The 24,545-nt window shown below is 40.9% G+C and carries 20 protein-coding genes and 2 pseudogenes; 19 read left to right on the top strand and 3 right to left on the bottom strand.

The genetic code is table 11. The features are described 5' to 3' along the window. Positions 1 to 37 precede the first annotated feature (37 nt). The 9 genes from D8845_RS03320 to D8845_RS03360 all read left to right on the top strand — a co-directional run bounded on the left by D8845_RS03320 (position 38) and on the right by D8845_RS03360 (position 11,211). The gene (locus tag D8845_RS03320) at positions 38 to 2,434 is read left to right on the top strand and encodes a primosomal protein N' (RefSeq protein WP_125452469.1); all 2,397 of its coding nucleotides are present in this window, start codon (positions 38 to 40) and stop codon (positions 2,432 to 2,434) included. Positions 2,435 to 2,446: 12 nt separating this feature from the next. After that, on the top strand, positions 2,447 to 3,382 hold the full coding sequence (gene fmt / locus D8845_RS03325) for a methionyl-tRNA formyltransferase (protein WP_125452470.1): 936 nt from the start codon (positions 2,447 to 2,449) through the stop codon (positions 3,380 to 3,382). Beyond that, the gene (rsmB, locus tag D8845_RS03330) at positions 3,375 to 4,688 is read left to right on the top strand and encodes a 16S rRNA (cytosine(967)-C(5))-methyltransferase RsmB (RefSeq protein ID WP_185757355.1); all 1,314 of its coding nucleotides are present in this window, start codon (positions 3,375 to 3,377) and stop codon (positions 4,686 to 4,688) included. Before fmt ends, rsmB begins: the two co-directional genes overlap by 8 nt. Positions 4,689 to 4,702: 14 nt before the next feature. After that, positions 4,703 to 5,443 carry a Stp1/IreP family PP2C-type Ser/Thr phosphatase gene (locus D8845_RS03335; protein ID WP_125452472.1) on the top strand — a complete coding sequence of 247 codons (741 nt, stop codon included), beginning with the start codon at positions 4,703 to 4,705 and terminating at the stop codon, positions 5,441 to 5,443. Further along, complete coding sequence (gene pknB, locus D8845_RS03340; RefSeq protein ID WP_125452473.1) at positions 5,440 to 7,353, top strand: Stk1 family PASTA domain-containing Ser/Thr kinase; 1,914 nt, start codon at positions 5,440 to 5,442, stop codon at positions 7,351 to 7,353. The genes D8845_RS03335 and pknB overlap by 4 nt, the downstream gene beginning before the upstream one ends. A gap of 88 nt (positions 7,354 to 7,441) precedes the next feature. After that, positions 7,442 to 8,200, top strand: coding sequence for a threonine/serine exporter family protein (locus D8845_RS03345; protein ID WP_125452474.1), 759 nt, complete (start codon positions 7,442 to 7,444; stop codon positions 8,198 to 8,200). A 1-nt stretch (position 8,201) separates the two neighbouring features. Further along, positions 8,202 to 8,651, top strand: coding sequence for a threonine/serine exporter family protein (locus D8845_RS03350; RefSeq protein WP_020901615.1), 450 nt, complete (start codon positions 8,202 to 8,204; stop codon positions 8,649 to 8,651). Between the two features lie 113 nt (positions 8,652 to 8,764). Then, positions 8,765 to 9,937 (top strand): hydroxymethylglutaryl-CoA synthase, encoded by a 1,173-nt coding sequence (locus D8845_RS03355; protein WP_185757357.1) that lies wholly within the window; start codon positions 8,765 to 8,767, stop codon positions 9,935 to 9,937. Further along, positions 9,937 to 11,211: a hydroxymethylglutaryl-CoA reductase, degradative gene (locus tag D8845_RS03360; protein ID WP_125452476.1), complete on the top strand. Its 1,275-nt coding sequence runs from the start codon at positions 9,937 to 9,939 to the stop codon at positions 11,209 to 11,211. The genes D8845_RS03355 and D8845_RS03360 overlap by 1 nt, the downstream gene beginning before the upstream one ends. A gap of 35 nt (positions 11,212 to 11,246) precedes the next feature. On the opposite strand, the gene D8845_RS03365 is transcribed toward D8845_RS03360, so the two are convergent. Further along, the gene (locus D8845_RS03365; protein WP_125452477.1) at positions 11,247 to 12,212 is read right to left on the bottom strand and encodes a LacI family DNA-binding transcriptional regulator; all 966 of its coding nucleotides are present in this window, start codon (positions 12,210 to 12,212) and stop codon (positions 11,247 to 11,249) included. Beyond that, a complete protein-coding gene (locus D8845_RS03370; protein WP_125452478.1) occupies positions 12,193 to 13,647 on the bottom strand; it encodes a sucrose-6-phosphate hydrolase in 1,455 nt (484 codons plus the stop codon). The genes D8845_RS03365 and D8845_RS03370 overlap by 20 nt, the downstream gene beginning before the upstream one ends. A gap of 379 nt (positions 13,648 to 14,026) precedes the next feature. On the opposite strand from D8845_RS03370, the gene D8845_RS03380 reads away from it, so the two are divergent. Both D8845_RS03380 and scrK read left to right on the top strand, forming a co-directional pair. Further along, on the top strand, positions 14,027 to 15,913 hold the full coding sequence (locus tag D8845_RS03380) for a sucrose-specific PTS transporter subunit IIBC (RefSeq protein WP_125452479.1): 1,887 nt from the start codon (positions 14,027 to 14,029) through the stop codon (positions 15,911 to 15,913). Positions 15,914 to 16,062: 149 nt separating this feature from the next. After that, positions 16,063 to 16,950: a fructokinase ScrK gene (gene scrK / locus D8845_RS03385; RefSeq protein ID WP_125452480.1), complete on the top strand. Its 888-nt coding sequence runs from the start codon at positions 16,063 to 16,065 to the stop codon at positions 16,948 to 16,950. Positions 16,951 to 16,992: 42 nt separating this feature from the next. On the opposite strand, the gene D8845_RS03390 is transcribed toward scrK, so the two are convergent. Beyond that, a complete protein-coding gene (locus D8845_RS03390) occupies positions 16,993 to 17,610 on the bottom strand; it encodes a TVP38/TMEM64 family protein (RefSeq protein ID WP_000076170.1) in 618 nt (205 codons plus the stop codon). Between the two features lie 187 nt (positions 17,611 to 17,797). Here D8845_RS03390 and D8845_RS03395 point away from each other — a divergent pair. The 8 genes and pseudogenes from D8845_RS03395 to D8845_RS03430 all read left to right on the top strand — a co-directional run. Continuing rightward, positions 17,798 to 18,073, top strand: a pseudogene (locus D8845_RS03395) (DUF6261 family protein); the annotation flags it as partial. Between the two features lie 87 nt (positions 18,074 to 18,160). Continuing rightward, the gene (locus tag D8845_RS03400) at positions 18,161 to 19,306 is read left to right on the top strand and encodes an AbiH family protein (protein ID WP_125452481.1); all 1,146 of its coding nucleotides are present in this window, start codon (positions 18,161 to 18,163) and stop codon (positions 19,304 to 19,306) included. Between the two features lie 154 nt (positions 19,307 to 19,460). Further along, positions 19,461 to 21,032, top strand: coding sequence for a type I restriction-modification system subunit M (locus D8845_RS03405; protein ID WP_125452482.1), 1,572 nt, complete (start codon positions 19,461 to 19,463; stop codon positions 21,030 to 21,032). Next, positions 21,022 to 21,306: pseudogene (locus tag D8845_RS03410) on the top strand (cell filamentation protein Fic); the annotation flags it as partial. The gene D8845_RS03405 and the pseudogene D8845_RS03410, both read left to right, overlap by 11 nt. Positions 21,307 to 21,475: 169 nt before the next feature. Next, positions 21,476 to 21,898, top strand: a complete 423-nt coding sequence (locus D8845_RS03415) for a DUF6978 family protein (protein ID WP_081102769.1) — start codon at positions 21,476 to 21,478, stop codon at positions 21,896 to 21,898. Positions 21,899 to 21,915: 17 nt separating this feature from the next. Continuing rightward, complete coding sequence (locus D8845_RS03420) at positions 21,916 to 22,683, top strand: DUF1828 domain-containing protein (RefSeq protein ID WP_125452483.1); 768 nt, start codon at positions 21,916 to 21,918, stop codon at positions 22,681 to 22,683. Positions 22,684 to 22,731: 48 nt separating this feature from the next. Continuing rightward, positions 22,732 to 23,892: a restriction endonuclease subunit S gene (locus D8845_RS03425; RefSeq protein ID WP_125452484.1), complete on the top strand. Its 1,161-nt coding sequence runs from the start codon at positions 22,732 to 22,734 to the stop codon at positions 23,890 to 23,892. A gap of 85 nt (positions 23,893 to 23,977) precedes the next feature. Next, complete coding sequence (locus D8845_RS03430) at positions 23,978 to 24,490, top strand: restriction endonuclease subunit S (RefSeq protein WP_260467934.1); 513 nt, start codon at positions 23,978 to 23,980, stop codon at positions 24,488 to 24,490. Positions 24,491 to 24,545 lie beyond the last annotated feature (55 nt).

The raw sequence follows: 24,545 nt of genomic DNA on the forward strand, positions 1-24,545 counted from the left end.
TATTGCAAGAATGTACTGACAAGGAGGAGGTGAGAAGATGGCTATAGCCAAGATTATCGTAGATGTGCCTTTGATGCAGACGGACCAGCCCTATAGTTATAGGATTCCTGAGGAGTTTGAAGGAATGTTGGAAGTTGGGATGCGGGTTCATGTGCCTTTTGGTAAGGGCAATCGCCTGATTCAAGGAATTGTTCTTGGTTTGGAGTCCCAACCAGATGAAGAAGAGATGGAGCAAGATTTAAAAGATATTGCTGAAGTGTTGGATTTTTCTCCTGTTCTCACGCAAGAACAACTCTGGTTGGCTGAAGAGTTACGTAAGTCTGTTTTTTCTTACAAAATCTCCATCTTAAAAGCCATGTTGCCGGGATTTCTAAACTCTAGCTATGACAAGATTCTCTATCCTCTGGAAGGTCTGAGTCAGGAGGACCGAGTGCGTCTGTTTGGTTCAGAAGCTTCGCTTGCCTTTTCTTCTCTGGATTTAGGTAAGCAAGCCGAAATGATGCGTTTGACTAGAAAAGGCCTGCTTGGTCTGGAATATCAGGCAATCGATCAAAAGAAGGTCAAGACCCAGTCTTGGTATGAGGTATACCTTACTCGATTAGAAAGTGTCGAGATTTCTGCGCGCGCCAAGAAAAAGTTGGAACTGAGAGACTATTTACTGTCTCATCCCGAGAGTGCTTCCTTGGCTAGTTTGTTAGAGTCCTACTCGCGGGAGCAAGTTAACTTCTTTGTGGAACAAGGTGCTGTGACCATAGTTCAAAAGGAAGTTCAACGCTCGGCTGCTTATTTTGAAGGAATTGAGGCAAGTCAGCCTTTGGAGTTGAATCCAGAGCAAAGACAGGCGCGTGATGCAGTTGTCAGTTCGATTGGTAGTCATCAACCTCTCTTCCTCCTTCAAGGGATTACAGGAAGTGGGAAGACCGAGGTTTACTTGCAGATTATTCAAGGGGCTTTGGACAAGGGCAAGACAGCTATTTTACTGGTGCCTGAGATTTCCTTGACTCCTCAGATGACGGAGCGTTTTATTGCTCGATTTGGTGAGAAAGTGGCCATTCTTCACTCAGGCTTGTCTAATGGTGAAAAGTATGATGAATGGCGCAAGGTTGAGCGTGGAGACGCTCAAGTTGTTGTTGGTGCTAGATCGGCCATCTTTGCTCCTCTGAAAAATCTGGGGGTTATGATTATCGATGAAGAGCATGAAGCGACTTATAAGCAAGACAGTAATCCACGTTACCATGCCAGAGAGGTAGCTATTTTACGGGCTCAGTATAATCAAGCAGCCCTTGTACTTGGTTCAGCAACTCCTAGTCTGGAAAGCCGTGCTCGGGCTGGAAAAGGCGTTTATCAACATTTACGTCTGACCCAACGCGCCAATCCTTTAGCTAGTATCCCTGAGGTTCAAGTAATTGACTTTCGGGACTATATCGGACAAAATGAAACGTCAAACTTTACGCCACCTTTGCTAGAAGCGACTCAGGATCGTCTGGCTAAAAAAGAGCAGGTGGTTCTTATGCTCAACCGTCGTGGTTATTCTAGCTTTGTTATGTGTCGGGAGTGTGGGACCGTGGATACTTGTCCTAACTGTGACATTTCCTTGACCTTGCACATGGATACCAAGACCATGAACTGCCATTATTGTGGTTTCTCGAAGGACATTCCTCAGGCCTGCCCTAACTGTAAGAGTCGCAGTATTCGTTACTACGGGACGGGAACTCAGAAGGCTTATGACGAGCTAGCAGAACTCTTTCCCCATGCACGCATTCTACGGATGGATGTGGATACGACTCGTAAGAAAGGTAGTCATCAAGCTCTGCTTGACCAGTTTGGTAGAGGGGAAGCAGATATTTTACTAGGTACTCAGATGATTGCCAAGGGGTTGGATTTTCCAAATGTGACCTTAGTCGGAGTGCTCAATGCGGATACGGCCTTGAATCTACCAGATTTCCGTTCTTCTGAGAGAACCTTCCAGCTCTTGACTCAGGTGGCAGGTCGAGCAGGACGGGCTGAAAAAGCAGGTCAGGTCTTGATACAGTCCTACAATCCTCAGCACTACGCTATTCGATTTGCAAAAGACCAGGACTACGAAGGCTTTTACGCTTATGAAATGGGAATCAGACGACAACTTGGTTATCCACCTTACTATTTCACGATTGGTATTACCCTTTCTCACAAGAAGGAAGAAGAGGTAGTCAAACGTGCCTATGAAGTCATGAACATTTTGAGGTCAGGCTTGTCAGAGACCAGTCACATTCTGGGGCCAACGCCCAAACCCATTGCCCGTACCCACAACCTCTATCATTACCAGATTTTAATTAAATACCGTTTAGAAGATGAGCTGGGGCCGACCCTCAACCAGGTCTTGGCCTTGACTCAAGAAAGGGAAAATAGTGAGCTCCGTCTCAGCATTGACCATGAGCCACAGCAATTTTTATAAGAAGGAGAAGATATGACAAAATTAATCTTTATGGGGACCCCCGACTTTTCAGCAACAGTCTTAAAAGGGCTTTTGACAGATGACCGTTACGAAATTCTAGCCGTTGTGACCCAGCCAGACCGTGCTGTTGGGCGTAAAAAAGTTATCCAAGAAACCCCGGTCAAGCAGGCTGCTAAAGAAGCAGGTCTTCCAATCTACCAACCTGAAAAATTATCTGGAAGTCCAGAGATGGAAACTATTATGCAGCTAGGAGCAGATGGAATTGTGACTGCTGCTTTTGGGCAGTTTCTCCCAAGTAAACTCCTTGATAGCATGGACTTTGCGGTCAATGTTCACGCCTCTCTACTTCCAAAACACCGTGGTGGTGCGCCTATCCATTATGCCTTGATTCAAGGGGATGAGGAAGCTGGTGTGACCATTATGGAAATGGTTAAGGAAATGGATGCAGGGGATATGATTTCTCGTCGTAGTATTCCGATTACGGATGAGGACAATGTCGGCACCTTGTTTGAGAAATTGGCGCTAGTTGGTCGTGATTTGCTTTTGGACACTTTGCCTGCCTACATTGCTGGTGATATCAAACCTGAACCGCAGGATCCAAGTCAGGTTACTTTCTCGCCAAATATCAAACCCGAGGAAGAAAAGTTGGATTGGAATAAAAGCAATCGTCAACTCTTTAACCAAATCCGTGGAATGAATCCGTGGCCTGTTGCCCATACTTTCCTTAAGGGCGACCGCTTTAAGATTTATGAAGCACTACTAGTGGAAGGTAAGGGAAATCCAGGTGAAATCCTCTCTATCTGCAAGAAAGAATTGATTGTCGCAACGGCTGAAGGAGCTTTGTCTCTCAAACAAGTGCAGCCAGCTGGTAAGCCTAAGATGGACATTGCTTCCTTCCTCAACGGTGTTGGACGTACATTGACTGTAGGAGAACGATTTGGTGATTAAAGTAGAAACAGCTAGAAGTTTAGCCCTAGCAGTATTAGAGGATGTTTTTATTAATCAAGCATACTCAAATATCGCCTTAAATAAGCATCTCAAGGGAAGTCAACTTTCTGTAGCAGACAAGGGTTTGGTAACCGAGCTGGTCTATGGAACAGTAGCCCGTAAACTGACTCTGGAATGGTACCTATCCCACTTTATCGAAGACAGAGACCAGTTAGACAGTTGGCTTTATGTCCTTCTTCTTATGAGTGCCTACCAGCTCCGCTATCTGGATAAGATTCCAGACCATGCTGTGGTTAATGAAGCAGTGGAACTGGCCAAAGTCCGTAAAAAGGGCAGTGAAAAATTGGTCAATGCCGTCCTTCGTCGTATCCTGCGTGAAGGCTGGCCAGATATTGCCAGTATCAAACGAAAAAACAAACGTGATTCCATTGCCTATTCTCTACCTGTTTGGCTAGTTGCCAAGCTCAAGGAAGAATACGGAGAAGAGCGAGCGCAAGCTATCTTTGAAAGTCTTTTGGTGCGCAACAAGGCCAGCATTCGTGTAACAGATCTAGGACGAAAAGAGGAAATCAAAGCCTTGTTGGAGGCCAGTGATTCGTCCTTGTCTCCTTCTGGTCTGGTTAAGGAGCAAGGCCACTTTGCGGGACATGACCTATTTTCAGAGGGAGCTATTACCATTCAAGACGAGTCCAGTCAGCTGGTTGCTCCGACGCTTGATTTACAAGGTGATGAGCAGATTCTAGATGCCTGTGCGGCTCCGGGTGGGAAAACAGCCCATATAGCCTCTTATCTCACGACAGGTCAGGTTACTGCTCTGGACTTGTACGACCATAAGTTGGACTTAATTCAAGAAAACGCCCAACGTTTAGGAGTTGCAGATCGGATTCAAACACAAAAATTGGATGCCAGAAAGGTACATGGGTTTTTTGGTCAGGATTCATTTGATAAGATTTTGGTAGATGCTCCCTGTTCAGGAATTGGTCTTCTGCGCCGCAAGCCAGACATCAAATACAATAAAGAAACGGCAGATTTCGCGTCCTTGCAGGAAATTCAGCTAGAAATATTAGGTAGTGTTTGTCAAACACTACGCAAAGGTGGTATAATAACTTATAGTACCTGTACTATTGTCTCAGAGGAGAACTTTCAGGTCGTACAGGCATTTTTAGAAAGTCATCCTGAATTTGAGCAGGTAACACTAGAACATGAATGTAAGGATATCATGAAAGATGGCTGTATCCTCATCACACCTGAATTGTATGGAAGTGATGGATTCTTCATCAGTCAATTTCGCAAGATATCGGATTAGGAAGGAACTAACACATGGAAATTTCATTATTAACAGATGTTGGTCAGAAACGAACAAATAACCAAGACTATGTCAACCATTATGTCAATAGAGCTGGACGTACTATGATTATCCTAGCTGATGGTATGGGAGGTCATCTCGCAGGGAATATCGCTAGTGAGATGGCGGTAACAGACCTAGGTGTAGCTTGGGTAGATACTCAAATTGATACAGTTAATGAAGTGCGTGAATGGTTTGCTAACAACCTTGAGATTGAAAATCAAAAGATTAACCAATTGGGACAAGATGAAGCCTATAAAGGAATGGGTACAACCCTTGAGGCTGTAGCGATTATTGATAATCAGGCTATTTATGCTCACATCGGAGATTCTCGTATCGGTTTGATTCGTGGAGAAGAATACCACCAGTTAACGAGCGACCATTCTTTGGTCAATGAATTGCTCAAGGCTGGTCAATTGACACCTGAAGAAGCAGCTAGCCACCCACAGAAAAATATTATTACTCAATCTATCGGTCAAAAAGACGAAATTCAGCCTGATTTCGGAATGATCACCCTCGAGCCAGGAGACTATCTCTTGCTTAATAGTGATGGCTTGACAAATATGATTTCAGGAAGTGAGATTTCTGATATTGTAACCAGCGATATTTCTTTGGCAGATAAGACAGCAACCTTGATTCGTTTTGCCAACAATGCAGGTGGTTTAGACAACATCACAGTTGCCCTTATTGCTGTTAATGAGGAGGCAACAGAATGATCCAAATCGGCAAGATTTTTGCCGGGCGGTATCGGATTCTCAAACAGATTGGTCGAGGAGGCATGGCAGATGTTTACTTGGCTAAAGATTTGATTCTAGACGGGGAAGAAGTGGCAGTAAAGGTCCTGAGGACCAACTACCAGACAGACCCGATTGCTGTGGCGCGTTTCCAGCGGGAAGCAAGAGCCATGGCGGATCTGGACCATCCTCATATCGTTCGGATTACAGATATTGGTGAAGAAGAGGGACAACAGTATCTCGCAATGGAATATGTTGCTGGATTAGACCTCAAACGCTATATCAAGGAACATCACCCTCTTTCAAATGAAGAAGCGGTTCGAATCATGGGACAAATCCTCTTGGCTATGCGCTTAGCCCATACTCGAGGAATTGTTCACAGGGATTTGAAACCACAAAATATCCTTTTGACCCCAGATGGGACTGCCAAAGTTACAGACTTTGGGATTGCAGTAGCCTTTGCAGAGACGAGTCTGACTCAGACCAACTCTATGCTGGGCTCGGTTCATTACTTGTCACCAGAGCAGGCGCGTGGTTCTAAAGCGACTGTACAGAGTGATATCTATGCCATGGGGATCATCTTTTATGAGATGTTGACAGGACATATCCCTTACGATGGGGATAGTGCAGTGACTATCGCCCTCCAGCATTTCCAGAAACCATTGCCATCGGTTATAGCTGAGAATCCATCTGTGCCTCAGGCTTTAGAGAATGTTGTCATCAAGGCAACTGCAAAGAAATTAACAGATCGCTACAAATCAGTTGCTGAGATGTATGTGGATTTGTCTAGCAGTCTATCTTACAATCGTCGCAATGAACCAAAGTTAGTCTTTGACGATGTGACGAAGGCGGACACCAAGACTCTTCCTAAAGTTCCACAAAGTACCTTGACTTCTATTCCTAAAGCTTCGGTGAAAGAAGAACCTCCTCAAGTGAAGAAAGCGAATCCGCAGGTCGAAGAGCAAGCGCCTACGCAAAAATTAAAGAAAAAGCGGAAGTTTAAAGCTCGATATTTGATTATTTTGGCAAGTGTTCTATTAGTAGCTGCTTCTTTAATCTGGATTTTCTCTAGAACACCGGCAACAATTTCCATTCCGAATGTGACTGGACAAACTGTGGCTGAAGCTAAAGAAGCTCTTAAAAAAGCTAATTTTGAAGCAGGTGAAGAAAAATCAGAAGCTAGCGATACAGTAGCAGAAGGACGTGTCATTCGAACGGATCCAGAAGCTGGTAGCGGCCGAAAAGAAGGAACCAAGGTCAATTTGATTGTTTCTTCTGGTAAGCAATCTTTTCAATTGAGCAATTACGTCGGACGCAAGTATACGGATGTCGTAGCTGAACTTAAGGATAAGAAGGTTCCTGAAAATCTCATTAAGATGGAAGAGGAAGAATCTAGCGAAAGTGAACCAGGAACGGTTCTAAGACAAACACCAGCAGCAGGAACTACATATGACTTATCAAAGGCTAGTACGATTGTTTTAACAGTTGCTAAAAAGGTAACTAGTGTAACCATACCGGGTTATATCGGTTCAAGTCTTGAATTCACTAAAAATAATTTGATTCAAATTGTTGGGGTGAAAGAGGCTAATATTGAAGTTGTTGAAGTGTCAACCGCTCCTGAAGGAACAGCAGAAGGAAATGTTGTGGATCAGACTCCAAAAGCGGGTGGAAAAATTGATTTAGCCAGCACACGTATTAAAATTTCGATTTATAAACCCAAAATACCACCATCAAGTTCCTCTTCAACGTCAGTTCAACGTGGTAACCAAGGTTCACCTACTACTCCAAATCAAGGGAATCAACAAGGTGGCCAGCAAGGAAATCAACAAGGAACGGTTCCTACTCCGAGTCAACCAAATAGTGAAGGAAACCACGAAAATTCTCGTGATTAAACGAATCTTTGTCATGATTTCATGGCAAAGATTTTTTTTGAGTCCGGATTTGTGATAGAATAGAAGGAGTTGATAAAAGGAGGAACGCATGGAAGAATCAAGAGAATTAAATGCCGTTATCGATGTGATTATGTTAGCTGGAACCATTCTTCTCAAAAGTGGCTCAGAGATTCATCGTGTAGAAGATACCATGATCCGCATTGCGCATTCGCAGGGGATTGTGGATTGCAATGTTCTTGCCATGCCTGCCGCTATCTTTTTCTCCATTGAAAATACCAATATTTCGCGAATGAAACGCGTGACTTCCTCTTCTTATAACATCCAAAAAGTCTGCGATGTGAATCAGATTTCTCGTCAGTTGGTAGGAGGAAAGCTTGATTTAGAGACGGCCTTCAAGCAATTGACGGCCTTGCAAGCTCAACCTCTTCCCTATACTAAGTTGCAGGTAACTCTGGCTGCGACCTTTAGTGCTCCTTTCTTTTCAATTATGTTTAGTGGAAATATTTACGACGCACTTGGGGCAGGAGTGGCTACCTTATTTGGTTTTGCCTTTTCCCTCTATGTGGAGAAGTTTATCCGAATTCCCTTTGTGACGGCCTTTGCTGGAGCCTTTGTCTTTGGGATGATTGCCCAGTTTTGGGCTCGCTACACAGGTTTTCCTTCAACGGCAGATTTGATTATAGCTGGTGCGGTCATGCCGTTTGTACCAGGGATTGCCTTGACCAATGCGGTTCGTGATATTATGACCAACCACATAAACTCTGGTATGAGTAAGATGTTTGAATCCCTGCTCATTACCCTTGCTTTAGGGGCGGGAACTTCTGTCGCCTTGGTATTGATGAACTAATATGACACTAACAACCTTTTTATTACAAGCAGTAGCAAGTCTTCTTGCTATTATCACTTTTTTGATCGTACTCAATGTACAACGCTCTATGCTCTTACCTGGAGGGATTTTGGGCATGGCTGTCTGGCTAATCTATCTCTTGCTCAAGGAACCGACCAATGTTATTGTGGCTACCTTTATTGCGGCTATTATTGGTTCTTGTGTCAGCCAGATTTTAAGTATTCTTTATAAGACTCCTGCTGTGGTCTTTATCTTGGCCATTTTGGCACCACTGGTTCCGGGATACCTTTCTTATCGGACAACTGCCTTTTTTGTGACGGGAGATTACAGTCATGCCATTGCTAGTGCAACCTTGGTTGTTATGTTGGCTTTGGTGATTTCCATTGGAATGGCTAGCGGAACAGTGATTCTTAGACTTTATTCTCACTTACGAAAACAGCATAATGGTTAGAATAATAAGCGACTTGATTTGGTGAATCAAGTCTTTTTTCTCTCTTTTACTGCTATTTGTGATAAAATAGTATAGAACGATTTTTTACAATGAATGATAAAACAGAGGTAAATATGACAATCGGTATTGATAAGATTGGTTTTGCGACCAGTCAATATGTCTTGAAATTACAAGACTTAGCAGAAGCGAGGGGAATTGACCCTGAAAAATTAAGCAAAGGACTCTTGCTCAAGGAATTGAGTATTGCGCCCCTAACTGAGGATATCGTGACCTTGGCGGCCAGTGCAAGTGATTCTATTTTAACTGAGCAAGAGAGACAAGAAATTGACATGGTCATTGTAGCTACTGAGTCAGGAATTGACCAAAGTAAAGCTGCAGCCGTCTTTGTGCATGGTTTGCTGGGCATCCAGCCCTTTGCTCGTAGTTTCGAGATTAAAGAAGCCTGCTATGGAGCGACAGCGGCCCTTCATTATGCCAAATTGCATGTGGAAAATTCTCCAGAGTCCAAGGTATTGGTCATTGCTAGTGATATTGCCAAGTACGGTATTGAAACTCCAGGAGAACCCACTCAGGGTGCTGGAAGTGTGGCTATGTTAATTACACAAAATCCACGCATTATGGCCTTTAATAATGACAATGTGGCTCAGACCCGTGATATCATGGATTTCTGGCGTCCAAATTACTCGACAACACCTTATGTAAATGGTGTCTATTCTACCCAACAATATTTGGATAGTTTGAAAACGACTTGGCTTGAATACCAAAAACGCTACCAGCTTACTTTGGATGATTTTGCAGCTGTTTGCTTCCACTTGCCTTATCCTAAATTAGCGCTAAAAGGCTTGAAAAAAATCATGGATAAGAGCCTGCCTCAAGAGAAAAAAGACCTCTTGCAAAACCACTTTGACCAGTCTATTCTCTACAGTCAAAAGGTGGGGAATATCTACACTGGTTCCCTCTTCCTTGGACTTTTGTCTCTCTTGGAAAATACAGATAGCTTGAAGGCTGGGGATAAAATTGCCCTTTATAGTTACGGAAGTGGTGCTGTGGCTGAGTTCTTCAGTGGTGAATTGGTTGAAGGATATGAAGCTTATCTGGATAAAGACCGTTTGAATAAGCTCAACCAACGAACTGCCCTGTCTGTTGCTGACTATGAAAAAGTCTTCTTTGAGGAAGTAGACTTAGATGAAACAAATTCTGCCCAGTTTGCTGGCTATGAAAATCAAGATTTTGCCTTGGTTGAAATTGTTGACCACCAACGCCGTTATAGCAAGGTTGAAAAATAATGAAGATAAGTTGGAATGGATTTTCTAAAAAATCATACCAAGAGCGCCTCGAGCTGTTAAAAGCTCAGGCGCTCCTTAGTCCTGAGAGACAAGGGAGTTTGGAGCAGGATGAACAGATGAGTGTGACTGTTGCAGACCAGCTGAGTGAGAATGTGGTGGGAACTTTTTCTTTACCTTATTCGCTGGTCCCAGAGGTTCTCGTTAACGGTCAGGAATACACAGTTCCCTATGTGACAGAAGAACCGTCCGTGGTTGCTGCGGCTAGCTATGCCAGTAAAATCATCAAGCGTTCAGGTGGCTTTACTGCACAGGTTCATGAGCGCCAAATGATTGGGCAGGTAGCCCTTTATCAAGTTGCTGATCCTGAACAAGCTCAAGAGAAGATTGCTAGCAAGAAGGCTGAACTCTTGGAGTTTGCCAATCAAGCCTATCCTTCCATTGTTAAACGCGGGGGCGGGGCGCGTGATCTGCATGTCGAGCAGATAAAAGGCGAAACAGACTTTTTAGTCGTTTATCTTCATGTCGATACCCAGGAAGCCATGGGTGCCAATATGCTCAACACCATGTTGGAAGCCTTGAAACCAGTCTTAGAAGAACTCAGTCAGGGGCAAAGTCTTATGGGAATCCTGTCCAACTACGCGACCGATTCTCTGGTGACTGCAAGCTGTCGCATCGCCTTTCGCTACTTGAGCCGCCAAAAGGATCAAGGACGAGAGATTGCAGAGAAGATAGCCTTGGCTAGTCAGTTTGCGCAGGCTGATCCTTACCGAGCTGCTACTCACAATAAAGGGATTTTTAACGGTATTGATGCCATTTTGATTGCCACTGGTAATGACTGGCGTGCCATCGAAGCCGGGGCCCATGCTTTTGCAAGTCGAGATGGCCGTTATCAAGGTCTCAGCTCTTGGCGTCTATACTTGGAGACAGAAGAATTGGTTGGTCAAATGACTCTTCCTATGCCTGTAGCAACCAAGGGTGGCTCTATCGGCCTCAATCCTCGTGTAGCCCTTAGTCACGAACTACTGGGAAATCCTTCTGCCAAAGAATTAGCTCAGATTATCGTTTCTATCGGGCTTGCCCAAAACTTTGCAGCCCTGAAAGCCTTGGTGAGTACAGGGATTCAGCAAGGCCACATGAAATTGCAGGCCAAATCCTTGGCACTTCTCGCAGGTGCTAGTGAATCCGAGGTAGCTCCCATAGTCGAGCGCCTCATTGCAGATAAAATCTTTAATCTCGAGACTGCCCAACGTTATCTAGAAAACTTAAGATCATAAAAAACTCAGACGAATTGGTCTGAGTTTTCTTGTACTTAAATACTTTTTCCAGATAATAGAGTAACTGGTAAGAAGTAACCAGTTGTTGCGACTTCCTTGCCTTCAATCTTTTGCAAGAGTAGGTCAACAGTGAGGCAGGCAATTTCTTCCAAAGGTTGCTTCACAGTCGTCAAATGAGGATAGTAATTCTCGATAAAGTAGGTGCCATCATAGCCGATTATTTTAAGCTCTTCCGGGACAGAAATTCCCAGTTCCTGAGCAATTTTAATGACTAGAATAGCAGTCAAATCATCCGAAGCAAAGATGGCATCTGGTTTTTGACGGGTCAAGATATTCTTGATTTCCATTTCTTTTCTGACTGGAGAAAAGTCACTGGAAACATTGATAATAGGAGCTTTTGGGAGTACAGAAGCAAAACCAGCGTGGCGTAGTCCAGTTGGTGAATTGGAATTGTCATTCCCTGTAATCATGATGATAGACTGAGCACCTGTCTTGACTAAGGTCTGGGCTGCGAGAACCCCACCAGCGTAGTTGTCAGAGGAGACGACAGGAATATCTGGTGACAGATTTCGGTCAAAGGAAATAATTGGTGCCGTCACGCGATTGTAGTCTTCGATTCCCAAGTTGTGACTACCCGAAATGATGCCGTCCACCTGATTGGCTTCTAACATTTCGATGTATTCACGTTCCTTTTCAGAATCGTGCTCACTGTTGCAGATGATGGTCTTATAACCATTTTTGAAGAGTTGGTGTTCCAGCTTATCAATCAATTCTGCATAGAAAACATTGGAAATATTGGGGAAAATCAAGCCGATTAACTTAGCTGATTTTCCTTGCAGACTACGAGCCAGGTTGTTGGGTTTATAGCCCAATTCTCGCATGGCTTCATTTACTTTTTGAATAGTTTTCTCAGATAGATAACCTTTTTTATTGATAACACGAGAAACGGTAGTAGGGCTGACGCCTGCGAGTTTTGCGACATCAGTTAGTTTTGCGACCATAATCTAATTCATAGTAAGTTCCAGTTGGGTTTCCAGACTTGATGAGGATCCCCATTTGATCCGCATGTGGGAAGACACGACCAGAAAATACTTTTTCTCCTTTATTGATGAAAATTTCAAAGACAGTGTTATCGATGAAAATTGTAGCAGTAGTAGCCTGATGATCGATTGGGCAAGAACGAGTTGTCCCAAATTCTTGAGAATACTGTTCACCAGCTTGGCTACGATCCACTGTCACTTGACCGTTTACAAGGTCAAAGTTGATTACAAGTCCCTTGCCTTCTTTATCAGCAAGTAAGACAATCTCGCTCTGACTATTGGCTTCCAAGTTGAGTTCAAGTTCGTAGCTGTTATTGGTTTGGGTACGGTTTGAGAAGGCTTCTTCAGAAGCACGAAGGCCCTTGATAGTCGCGACTGGGTATTGGTAGAGTTTGCCATCTTTGATAGTTAGTTCTTTGACCAAAGAGAAGGTTCCTTGGTGGTCAAAACGGTCAGATGGGTAAGAAACATCTGGCAAACCAAGCCAGCTAACTGCTAGAGCACGTCCATCAGGAGCGTTGAATGCTTGGGTTGCATAGGCTTCAAAACCAAAATCCATGTTTTGGAGTTGAGACACATCTACCATTTTGGCATTTTCAGGGTCAAAGGAAGCCCCGATTTTATACATATTTGGATAGATATTATCGTAGTCTAGAACATCTTTATCCAATCCTTGTGGGCAGTAGAGAAGGACAGGTTGCTCGCCTACAAAGACTAGATTTGGGCATTCCATCATGTAGGCAGTGCGGTCGTTAGCAAAGTCAAGGTCGCCAACAGCTTGCCAGTTTGTATAGTCGTTGTCCACAGCCTTGTAGAGACGGACGAAGCCTTTTTTCTCCAAGTCCTGTCCACCGACGATAGCATAATATTGACCTTTAAAGTTAAAAATTTGCGGATCGCGGAAGTGGTCAGTAGAGTCTGCTGGCTGGTCAATCAAGATCTTGTCAATCTTCGTAATCTTGCCATCCTTATCCATCAAAGCACCGATCTGGTAAGGGTGACGGATCCAGTTTTCATCACGGACATTTCCTGTATAGAATAGGAATAAGTTATCGCCAAACTGCATGGCAGAACCAGAGTAGGCACCGTGGCTATCTAATGGAGTGTCAGGCAAAACTTTGACTCCAGTTTCTGTGAAATGAACCAAGTCCTCGCTTTCCAATTGCACCCAAGATTTTAAACCGTGGGCTGCACCAAAAGGAAAGTTCTGATAAAAAACAATCCACTTTCCATTAAAGTAAGAAAAGCCATTTGGGTCGTTGAGAAGTCCTGTTTTTGGCTCAACATGGTAATGAGTATGCCATGGAGATTGTGCCATATTTTCTTTTATATTTTGAATTTCTTCTTGCGTCCAGTCTTGATAAAGTCTGTAACGACGCTCAGTTGTCCATTCCATTCTTTCATTCCTCCAAAAATCTTATCACTTTTAATAGTAACCGTTTTCGATAAAAAATGCAAGCCTTTTATGTTAAAAAAGAGAAAAAACTGTCAAACGTTTATCACAAATAAAAAGCAGAAAATCAATCCACTTTTCAATAAAATATGAAAGATAATGAAGCAAAAGCCTTTTTAACCAAGATTTTAAACTTATTTTTTCAAGCAACACCTGATAAAACAGTCAAAAACAATCAATCTAAAGCGTTTCTATTAAGTGGATAGAATATTTTTCTGCAAAACGCTTGACATATTTCTAAAACATGATAAAATAATAGTCGTAGGGCGGATAAAATCGCTTTCAAACAAGAACAAAATTTTATATAAGGAGATTTTTGCAAATGAACAATCAGGAAATTGCAAAAAAAGTCATCGATGCCTTGGGTGGACGTGAAAATGTCAACAGTGTAGCTCACTGTGCGACTCGTCTTCGTGTCATGGTCAAAGATGAAGGAAAAATCAATAAAGAAGTGATTGAGAACTTGGAAAAAGTTCAAGGTGCTTTCTTTAACTCAGGTCAATACCAAATCATCTTTGGTACTGGTACAGTAAACAAAATGTACGATGAAGTTGTTGCACTTGGTTTACCAACATCATCTAAAGATGACATGAAAGCAGAAGCTGCTAAACAAGGGAACTGGTTCCAACGTGCTATCCGTACTTTCGGTGACGTTTTCGTTCCAATCATCCCAGTTATCGTAGCGACAGGTCTCTTCATGGGTGTGCGTGGTCTTTTCAATGCTCTTGAAATGCCACTTCCAGGAGACTTTGCAACTTACACACAAATCTTGACAGATACAGCCTTCATCATCTTGCCAGGTTTGGTTGTGTGGTCAACCTTCCGTGTATTCGGTGGAAATCCTGCCGTTGGTATCGTTCTTGGTATGATGCTTGTTTCTGGCTCACTTCCAAACGCTTGGGTAGTCGCTTCAGGTGGTGAAGTAACGGCTATGAACTTCTTTGGTTTCATCCCTGTTGTTGGTTTGCAAGGTTCCGTTCTTCCAGCCTTCATCATCGGGGTTGTCGGAGCAAAATTTGAAAAAGCTGTCCGCAAGGTCGTTCCAGATGTCATTGACCTCTTGGTAACACCATTTGTGACACTTTTGGTCATGTCTATCCTTGGACTCTTTGTCATCGGACCAGTCTTCCACATTGTTGAAAACTATATCCTTATTGGTACAAAAGCAATTCTTGGCTTGCCACTTGGTCTTGGTGGTTTCTTGATTGGTGGGGTTCACCAATTGATCGTCGTGTCAGGTGTGCACCACATCTTCAACTTGCTTGAAGTGCAATTGCTTGCTGCTGACCATGCTAACCCATTCAACGCTATCATCACTGCGGCTATGACAGCTCAAGGTGCTGCGACTGTTGCGGTTGGTGTTAAAACTAAAAATCCAAAACTGAAAACACTTGCTTTCCCAGCTGCTCTTTCTGCCTTCCTCGGTATTACAGAGCCTGCTATCTTCGGGGTGAACTTGCGCTTCCGTAAACCATTCTTCCTCTCATTGATTGCTGGTGCAATCGGTGGTGGATTGGCTTCTATCCTTGGACTTGCTGGTAATGGTAGTGGTATCACCATCATCCCTGGTACAATGCTTTATGTTGGTAACGGACAACTTGCCCAATACCTTCTTATGGTAGCTGTATCATTTGCACTTGGTTTTGCTCTTACTTACATGTTTGGTTATGAGGATGAAAAAGAAGTTGCTACTGAAGTAGCGACAGAACGTTTGGTCCAAGAAGAAACAACTGGTAACATTCCAGCAGCTCTTCAAAATGAAACACTTGTAACTCCTATCGTTGGTGATGTTGTCGCTCTTGCTGATGTCAATGACCCAGTCTTCTCAAGCGGAGCTATGGGACAAGGTATCGCTGTGAAACCAAGTCAAGGTGTGGTATATGCACCAGCTGATGCTGAAGTTTCAATTGCCTTTCCAACAGGACACGCTTTTGGTTTGAAAACAACTGATGGTGCTGAAGTTTTGATTCACGTTGGTATTGACACTGTGTCTATGAATGGTGACGGTTTTGAAGCAAAAGTTGCTCAAGGTGACAAGGTTAAAGTGGGTGATGTTCTTGGAACATTTGACTCAAACAAAATCGCTGCAGCTGGACTTGATGATACAACAATGGTTATCGTTACAAATACAGCTGACTACGCTTCAGTAGCTCCAGTCGCAACAGGTTCAGTTGCGAAGGGGGATGCTGTGATCGAAGTGAAAATCTAATCAATCCTCTCTAATGTGAAAACGAACAAATGACATGTTTGTTCGTTTTTGCTTGAATGGTAAGATTTACAGAGGAAAATCTAAAAAATAGAGAAATTTAGACTTTCGAAATATGCTATAATAAAGAAAATAAAAACAAGAGGTTTATCATGACAAAATTATATGGAAGCTTGGAAGCGGGCGGTACAAAGTTTGTCTGTGCTGTCGGTGATGAAAACTTTAACGTTGTAGAAAAAACACAATTTCCAACAACAACTCCAATCGAAACAATCGATAAAACCATCGAGTTCTTCTCAAAATTCGATAACCTTGCTGGTCTTGCAGTTGGGTCATTTGGTCCGATTGATATTGATAAAAACTCAAAAACTTATGGCTTTATCACGACGACTCCAAAACCAAACTGGGCAAATGTGGACTTGCTTGGTGCCCTTCGTCGTGCCCTCAACGTGCCAATGTACTTCACTACAGACGTAAACAGCTCTGCCTATGGTGAAGTGGTTGCCCGTAACAATGCTGGCGGTCGTATCGAAAACTTGGTTTACTACACAATCGGTACAGGTATCGGTGCAGGTGTCATCCAACGTGGTGAGTTTATCGGTGGTATGGGTCATCCTGAAATGGGTCATTATTATGTTGCTAGACACCCAATGGATATTGAAAAAGAGTTTAAGGGTGTTTGTCCTTTCCATAAGGGATGTCTGGAAGGCTATGCAGCTGGTCCAAGTTTGGAAGCTCGTACAGGTGTACGTGGGGAAAATATTGAACTCAACAACCCTGTTTGGGATGTCCAAGCCTACTATATCGCTCAAGCTGCGGTCAATGCGACAGTGACTTTCCGCCCAGACGTGATTGTCTTTGGTGGAGGGGTCATGGCTCAACAACACATGCTGGACCGTGTCCGTGAGAAATTTACATCTCTTCTTAATGGCTACCTACCAGTACCAGATGTGCGTGATTACATTGTAACGCCAGCAGTAGCGGGAAATGGTTCTGCCACTCTTGGGAACTTTGTTCTTGCAAAAGAAGTTTCAAAATAAAGCACAAAATCCGCTTGGGAAACCAAACGGATTTTTTACGTGTCAAAGCATTTGCCAGAAAAAGTCAATAATATAGGTCAGACCGTAGGTATAAACTACGAGGGTAAAGGGCTTGGTCAGAATGATGATGGTCATATAGCGCTTGAAACTCATCTTGGTCAGAGCGGCAAGCATACAGAGAAAGTCAGCTGGACTAATGGGCCAAATCATCATAAAGATAAAGAAACGGTCAAAACGATTACCCTTATCCAACCAACCGATATACTTGTCATAGGTGCGCTTACTGACGACAGACTGGACAAAGGCGGCTCCATAGAGGCGCACCAGATAAAAGATAATGGCACAGCCAATCACGATTCCGATATAGTTGTAGATTGTCCCGATGATGTGACCGTAGATAAAGACGCCAGCCACCGAGGTCAAGGCTCCAGGAATGATAGGGACGACCGTTTGTAAAATCTGTAAAAAGATAAAGAGAGGTGGCCCCCAGATACCTGCCTGCTGGATAAAAGCAGAGAGGGTTTCTTTAGACTGTAAAACCCCAGCCTGATAAGCCCAAATACAGAAAATCAAACTCCCAACCCCACCGACAATCGATGAGATGTTGATAACTTGCTGCAGAAGGGGAGAAACAGCTTTCATTTGTTTATCCTGTGACATGTAAACTCCTCATAGATAGTATAATTCTACTATACCATATTTTGGAGGAGAAAGGGGGAATGAGTGTTTTTGCTGAGAAATAGATGGGAATACAGGCCTTCGAGATTTAGAATAGATTCGTTTACTAAGGTTTATATGTGTTCTAAGTCTCGAATTATCGCAATTACATAAATTTAAAAGTATTCTACTGCTGACGGCGGTGGCTAATGCTCAATAGGAATATGATCAAGTGGAGAGTAAGGCGCGTGCTTCTAAGTCTGCCAAGGAAGTCGGAAAGACCAGACAACTCCGTACCGAACTTTCAACTAGCTACGACCTCTTTATGCGCTATACCGCAGCCAGCGCAGAAGCCTATCCTGAAAAAGAACACCTAGCCAAACTTCTCAAGGACCTCAATACAATCCGAGACAGTAAGCGACGCTTGAGTGGTCTAAGTAAGAAGGAGAAAAAAGTGAAAGTATAAGAAGAGATACAAGTAGCAGGATAAAATTTTTTGGTAGATTCGTGCTATAATTTAAGTAATTATCTATAATGTGTAGGAGAAAAATTCATGGCAAATACTATTCTCATTCTGGGTAATGGCTTTGATATCGCTATGGGGAGAAAAACAAAGTATACAGATTTTGTTGAGTTTGAAAAACAATTATTTTCTAATCCAGATGAGAAGTTACAGGAGTTTCTACAAGCCAAAAGTATTAGTATTGAGAAATACAAAGATAATTTATATTTGAAATTTATCACCGAAAACAAAGATACCCTTGGAGATAATTGGTCTAATCTTGAAATAATGATTTCCCAACTCGCGGATGCAATAATGTATTTTAAAGAGAATATGAAATTACTATATGATTCATCAGATATACATCCAATTAGAAAAAGTAGAGATAGTTTGAAAAATGAAACTAATTTCAGCGCAAAATACTTTATTGTAGAGGTATTCGCTCCGCTCTACAGTCACTATGAATGGAAGTTTTTGGATAGAGATTTGGTATTGAACAAATTAAATTATATCTTTATCGAACAGTTAAATTTATTAACAGAACTGCTAGAAATTTATCTGTCTTATTTGGACTACCTTGATTTTGATATTCAAAGGCTTGAAGCAAGTCTAACAGCCCTAGATGCAATATCAGATTTGTCAAATTCTTCTGTTCTAAACTTTAATTATACAAACACCTCAGGTCATCTTTACGGGACTTCTGAGAAGAAAACTCATTTTATACATGGACGAATTGATTTGGACAGGACTATTAGTCGCGTAAATAATATGGTTTTTGGAATTGAGGATAAAGAAAACGATGTTAATATTGATTTGATTCCTTATCAGAAATACTATCAACGAGTTGTTAAGGAGACTGGGAATGATTATGAAACGTTTTTCGAGCCCAATATAGAATTTAAAGAAAATGAAATTGATGTACCTTACAATGCATCTAAGAATATCATTGTTTTTGGTCACTCGATTGACCCTTTGGATAAAGAAATATTTCAAAAATGTTTTGAATTAGCAGGAAATGGAAAGTATGATTATAGATTTATTTTTACTTATTACGATGAACCAGCTAAACGTTCGATTATTAAGAATCTTGCAATCATTCTTGGTAAAGAAAAATTGGTAGAGTTAACAGGAAAACGAAATGTTGTATTTATAAAGAGTGATGATAAGGATGGTATGAAAGATGTTCTACTACCTTAATAAAATCAAAAAATAATTGAACTTATAGAATAAAATTGTAAAATCTTAATCTAAAAACATTTCTAACCCACTCGTCCTTCCTAGTTCGAGTGGGTTTTATTAAAATATGATAAAATAGAAAAGATAATACATTTATTTAATAAGGGAAGTAAAAATGGCAAGTAAAGAAAATGCAGAGCGCAAGGAACTGCATCGTAAGATTTGGGCGATTGCGGACGATGTTCGTGGTGCTGTAGATGGTTGGGATTTTAAGCAATATATCCTAGGTATCCTTTTTTATCGCTTTATTTCAGAGCATATGGCAGACTATTTTGACCGTGCTGAGCATGAAGCTGGCGACTTAGAATTCCGTTATGCTGAATTGAGTGACCAAGAAGCTGAGCAAGATTTTAAACCAGGGACAGTTGAGGATAAGGGATTCTTTATCCTTCCGAGTCAACTATTTGAAAACGTTGTTGAGAATGCCTCGCAAAATGAAAACTTAAACGAAGACTTGGCCAATATTTTCCAAGATATTGAAAAGTCAGCCATTGGCTTCAAATCAGAAGATGATATCAAAGGTTTGTTTGATAACTTGGATACACGAAGCAATATCCTTGGTGGAACTGTTCCAGAAAAAAATAAACGACTTTCTGACATTCTAAATGGTATCAATAGCATTAACTTTGGTAACTTTGAGGAAAATGACATCGATGCATTTGGGGATGCTTATGAGTTCTTGATTTCCAACTATGCAAGTAATGCAGGAAAAAGTGGGGGTGAATTTTTCACACCTCAGACTGTTTCTAAATTGTTAGCTCGACTAGTCATGGTCGGCAAGGACAAGATTAACAAGGTCTATGACCCAACATGTGGTTCAGGCTCTCTCCTTCTTCAAATGAAAAAACAATATGAAGACCATATTCTAGAAGATGGATTCTTTGGTCAAGAAATTAACATGACCAACTATAACTTGGCTCGTATGAATATGTTCTTACACAATATCAACTACAATAACTTTGATATTAAGCGAGGAGATACCCTTTTAAATCCTCAGCATTTAGAAGAAAAGCCATTTGATGCTATCGTTTCTAACCCTCCGTATTCTGTCAAATGGGTGGGAGATGGAGATCCAACTCTAATAAATGATGACCGCTTTGCGCCAGCTGGTAAGCTAGCTCCTAAGTCAAAAGCTGACTTTGCCTTTATCATGCATAGTCTCAATCACTTGTCCAATAAAGGTCGAGCAGCTATTGTATGTTTTCCAGGAATTTTCTATCGTGGAGGAGCTGAAAAGACCATTCGTCAGTATCTAGTAGATAACAACTTTGTTGAAGCAGTGATTTCCCTTCCAGACAATCTCTTCTTTGGAACTTCTATCGCAACGACGATCTTGGTTTTGGCAAAAAATAAACTAGAGAACAAAACGCTCTTTATCGATGCGAGTAAGGAATTCAAAAAAGAAACTAACAACAATGTTTTGACGGATAGCAATATCGAACATATAGTTGAATTATTCTCTAATTATCAAAATGTTGACTATAAATCTGCTCTCGTTGATAATGATGTGATTGGTTCAGAGCAAGATTACAACCTATCTGTTTCAACCTATGTCGAACAAGAAGACACACGTGAGAAGATTGATATAGATGTGCTCAATCAAGAAATTGCAGAAACTGTAGCCAAGATTGACCACTTGCGTGCAGAGATAGACAAGATTGTAGAGGAGCTGAGCTATGGCAAATGATGTGATTCTCTATAGAACTGATGACGGGGAGTCTGCTATTGAACTCCACTTGGATAATGGAACGGTTTGGCTGACCCAACAAGAACTAGCTGAGCTCTTTCAAACTTCCAAGCAAAACATTAGTAAACATATCAAGGCTATTTTTGAAGATGGAGAATTATCGGAAGAGGCAACTGTCAACTATAAGTTGACAGTTCAAAATGAGGGGAATAGAAGTGTTCAGCGAAATGTCGCCTACTATAATCTCGATATGATTTTGGCGATTGGTTACCGTTATATTAAAAATATTTTTAAAAAAGTGAAAAAATCTTGAATTATCTGCTAAAAAAGGTATAATGGAATTAATAGGATTGCCTACCTCTCTTGGATGTGACAAGGCGAACAGGTATAAGGAGTGGGCTTATAGACTTCTACTATGAGCTTTTTTAATTGAAGTAGAGTTAATGGAATTAAATCATTTTCAAGAATTATTGAATTGTATTAAGTTATTAGAACAGAAAACTATACAATTTCCTGATGTAGGAAAACAGCGAAAATATCGACTGTATTGTATTTCGGATAAGAATGAAAAATTTGAATTGATTATCAATCGAAAAGGTCATTTGAATCGGCAGAACCTCACTTATCAAATGATGTCACATAGTCTAAAAGGTGTTTTGGTTCGCCTAGATTGCAATGGTGCTCCTCATGATGATATAGAAACACCGCATATTCATATATTTGATGAAGAACATGATTATGGACGAATTGCTATTGGTTTGGGTGATTTAGAAGTAGACTTAGCAAATGAACTTTTGGATAGTTTGATTTATTTTTTGGACTATACAAATGTGAATTATGATAATGTAGCAATCCCATTTCTATAGCTTAAAAGGAGGTTACTATGGATAGTTTGAAACTGATTGATGACTATGTGAAGTGGTATCGTGAAAAACTACTTGTAACGGATTTTGATGGGTACTCTGAAATTGTAACGCCTTATGTAAATCATTTAAATGATCGAGTGCGGTTGTACCTAGAAGAAAAACCTAATGATTTATTAAGAATTTCAGACGATGGTGAAACTTTTAATGAATTGGCTTTGGCAGGTCTCGACATTACGAAAGAAACAAGACAACGAATTATAACCAGTGTATTAAGGCAGTTTGGATCAAAGTTGGATGAAGATATTGTATATATCGAATGTGAAGCAAAGAATTTTCCAAAAGCGAAACATAAAATGATTGAGACAATTATACGTCTCTATGATTTACTGAATACTCATCGATCCAACGTTACAAGCCTCTTCACAGAGGAAGTACAAGATTATTTTTATGAAAAAGATTTTGGTGGTATGCCAAACGTTCGATTGACAGGATATTCAGGAATTGATTATCAAGTTGATTATGTTTTAGGAGCTAGGAAAAATCGTCCTGAAATTTGGGTTCAAATTGTCAATCGGTTTGATTATAATAGTTTGGCAAGAGTTAACTATATTTACCAAGATATTGCTAGCAATCGAGATATTCAACAAGTTTCGAAAAAAATTCTTATTTATAATGATTTGGAAAATAAAGTTGCATCTAAGGCGATTCAAGCATCGAAAGTAAGCGATATACAGTTATTGGCCTGGTCACAGAAAGAAGAATTTTCAGATTTATTAGCTCAGTAGCCTTAAAGTGACTGCTAGGGCTATTTTTATATCAAAGTGAGGAAAAATATGAACATCCTAGAAGAAATCCAAAACTGTCCCGTTGAGTGGAAAGAGTTGGGGGAAGTGGTTGATACTGTGACAAGTCCAGTAAAGTTAACTAAAAAGGAGTATCAAGTAACAGGAAGAATACCAATTGTTGATCAGGGTGAACAATTTGTAGCAGGTTATACAGATAATGAAAAATATCTTGAAAAAGATGAATATATCATTTTTGGGGATCACTCAGAGCATATAAAATATGTAGACTTTGCTTTTGTTCAAGGAGCAGATGGTTTAAAAATTTTGAAACCTAAAAGTGGCATAAAGGCAAAATATATATACTATTGCTTTTGTAATTTTTATAAGAAAGAAGGAAGCTATAAAAGACATTGGAGTAAAGCAAGAACTACTCAAATACCAATACTTCAAAGTGAAGAAATTCAAGAAAAAATCGTGCAAAAACTTGACAAAATGACTGAGTATGTTACAGAATTGACCTCAGAATTGACCTCACGTAAAAAGCAATACTCTTATTATCGAGATAAACTCTTATCATTTGAGGATGAAGTCTATCAGGTTGAGTGGAAGACACTTCTAGATGTTTCTAAGAAGATAACGTCTGGAGGGACACCAGATAGATCAAATAGCTTATATTATGGAGGTTCAATTCCTTGGCTTAGAACTCAAGAGGTAGATTTTCGGGAGATTTATGATACAGAATTAAGCATAACGGAAGAAGGATTAGCGAATTCATCGGCTAAATGGATTGAAAAAAACGCGGTTATAGTGGCTATGTACGGAGCAACTGCTGCAAAAGTAGGTATTGCCAAAATTCCATTAACAACAAATCAAGCATGCTGTAACATTGAGGTAGATGAAGATATAGCAAATTATCGTTATGTTTACCACTGGTTGACTTATAATTACGAAATATTAAAATCAATGGGACAAGGATCGCAATCTAATATCAATGCGGGGATGATAAAAACGTTCAAAATCCCAGTCCCTTCTCTCGAAATTCAGTCTCGTATTGTTCAAGTTCTAGACAACTTTGACAAGGTTTGTAATGACCTAAACATCGGACTACCCAAGGAGATTGAACTTCGTCAAAAACAGTATGAATATTTTAGAGAAAAACTCTTGACATTCGTCGCCGAAGGCGAGTACACTGAGAGTAGAGTAGAGTAGAGTAGAGTAGAGTAGAGTAGAGGAGTGGGACAATTCCGCTCTTATCAGGCTATTACAGTGGATATTTGGTCCAATTCGAGTGAAGGTGGGACAAGTTGTCAATTTGAAACGTGGGAAACGTCTTGTTAGAAAGCAACTAACTACTTCAGGAAGTGTTCCAGTTTATCAAAATAGTTTGGCGCCCTTGGGATATTATACCGAATCAAACAGAGTGAAAAATACTAGTTTTGTAATTTGTGCAGGGGCGGCTGGTGAAATTGGCTATAGCGCTGTGGACTTTTGGGCAGCAGATGATGTCTACACATTAGAGACGTCAGATAATATTTCTGATAAATTTATGTACTATGTCTTGTTAAGTAAGCAAGATAGACTTAAATCACAGGTTCGAAAGGCTAGTATTCCTAGATTGTCTAAAGATATTATTGATAAAGTAACGTTCTACTTACCATCTCTTACTGAACAAGTAAGAATTGTCTCCATCCTTGACAATTTTAACACCCTAACCAACTCTCTTTCTGAGGGTCTTCCAAAAGAAATCGAACTAAGACAGAAACAGTATGAATACTGGAGAGAACAATTATTAAACTTCACTAGATAAATTCTTGAATCATTTTGAGAAAAAATCTCAATAAAAACAAAAAAGGAAGAATACT

Origin of the sequence: Streptococcus mitis (assembly GCF_003942865.1) — a bacterium.
In the GTDB taxonomy this organism is placed as follows: domain Bacteria; phylum Bacillota; class Bacilli; order Lactobacillales; family Streptococcaceae; genus Streptococcus; species Streptococcus mitis_BI.

What these genes read in the sequence shown, in the direction of transcription:
- fmt (WP_125452470.1), top strand. Translation starts at nt 2,447, where the DNA reads ATGACAAAATTAATCTTTATGGGGACCCCCGACTTTTCAGCAACAGTC.
- D8845_RS03365 (WP_125452477.1), bottom strand. Translation starts at nt 12,212, where the DNA reads ATGGTCGCAAAACTAACTGATGTCGCAAAACTCGCAGGCGTCAGCCCT.
- D8845_RS03390 (WP_000076170.1), bottom strand. Translation starts at nt 17,610, where the DNA reads ATGTCACAGGATAAACAAATGAAAGCTGTTTCTCCCCTTCTGCAGCAA.
- scrK (WP_125452480.1), top strand. Translation starts at nt 16,063, where the DNA reads ATGACAAAATTATATGGAAGCTTGGAAGCGGGCGGTACAAAGTTTGTC.
- D8845_RS03425 (WP_125452484.1), top strand. Translation starts at nt 22,732, where the DNA reads ATGAACATCCTAGAAGAAATCCAAAACTGTCCCGTTGAGTGGAAAGAG.
- D8845_RS03360 (WP_125452476.1), top strand. Translation starts at nt 9,937, where the DNA reads ATGAAGATAAGTTGGAATGGATTTTCTAAAAAATCATACCAAGAGCGC.
- D8845_RS03400 (WP_125452481.1), top strand. Translation starts at nt 18,161, where the DNA reads ATGGCAAATACTATTCTCATTCTGGGTAATGGCTTTGATATCGCTATG.
- D8845_RS03320 (WP_125452469.1), top strand. Translation starts at nt 38, where the DNA reads ATGGCTATAGCCAAGATTATCGTAGATGTGCCTTTGATGCAGACGGAC.
- D8845_RS03380 (WP_125452479.1), top strand. Translation starts at nt 14,027, where the DNA reads ATGAACAATCAGGAAATTGCAAAAAAAGTCATCGATGCCTTGGGTGGA.
- D8845_RS03345 (WP_125452474.1), top strand. Translation starts at nt 7,442, where the DNA reads ATGGAAGAATCAAGAGAATTAAATGCCGTTATCGATGTGATTATGTTA.
- D8845_RS03355 (WP_185757357.1), top strand. Translation starts at nt 8,765, where the DNA reads ATGACAATCGGTATTGATAAGATTGGTTTTGCGACCAGTCAATATGTC.
- D8845_RS03405 (WP_125452482.1), top strand. Translation starts at nt 19,461, where the DNA reads ATGGCAAGTAAAGAAAATGCAGAGCGCAAGGAACTGCATCGTAAGATT.
- D8845_RS03370 (WP_125452478.1), bottom strand. Translation starts at nt 13,647, where the DNA reads ATGGAATGGACAACTGAGCGTCGTTACAGACTTTATCAAGACTGGACG.
- D8845_RS03335 (WP_125452472.1), top strand. Translation starts at nt 4,703, where the DNA reads ATGGAAATTTCATTATTAACAGATGTTGGTCAGAAACGAACAAATAAC.
- D8845_RS03420 (WP_125452483.1), top strand. Translation starts at nt 21,916, where the DNA reads ATGGATAGTTTGAAACTGATTGATGACTATGTGAAGTGGTATCGTGAA.
- pknB (WP_125452473.1), top strand. Translation starts at nt 5,440, where the DNA reads ATGATCCAAATCGGCAAGATTTTTGCCGGGCGGTATCGGATTCTCAAA.
- D8845_RS03350 (WP_020901615.1), top strand. Translation starts at nt 8,202, where the DNA reads ATGACACTAACAACCTTTTTATTACAAGCAGTAGCAAGTCTTCTTGCT.
- D8845_RS03415 (WP_081102769.1), top strand. Translation starts at nt 21,476, where the DNA reads ATGGAATTAAATCATTTTCAAGAATTATTGAATTGTATTAAGTTATTA.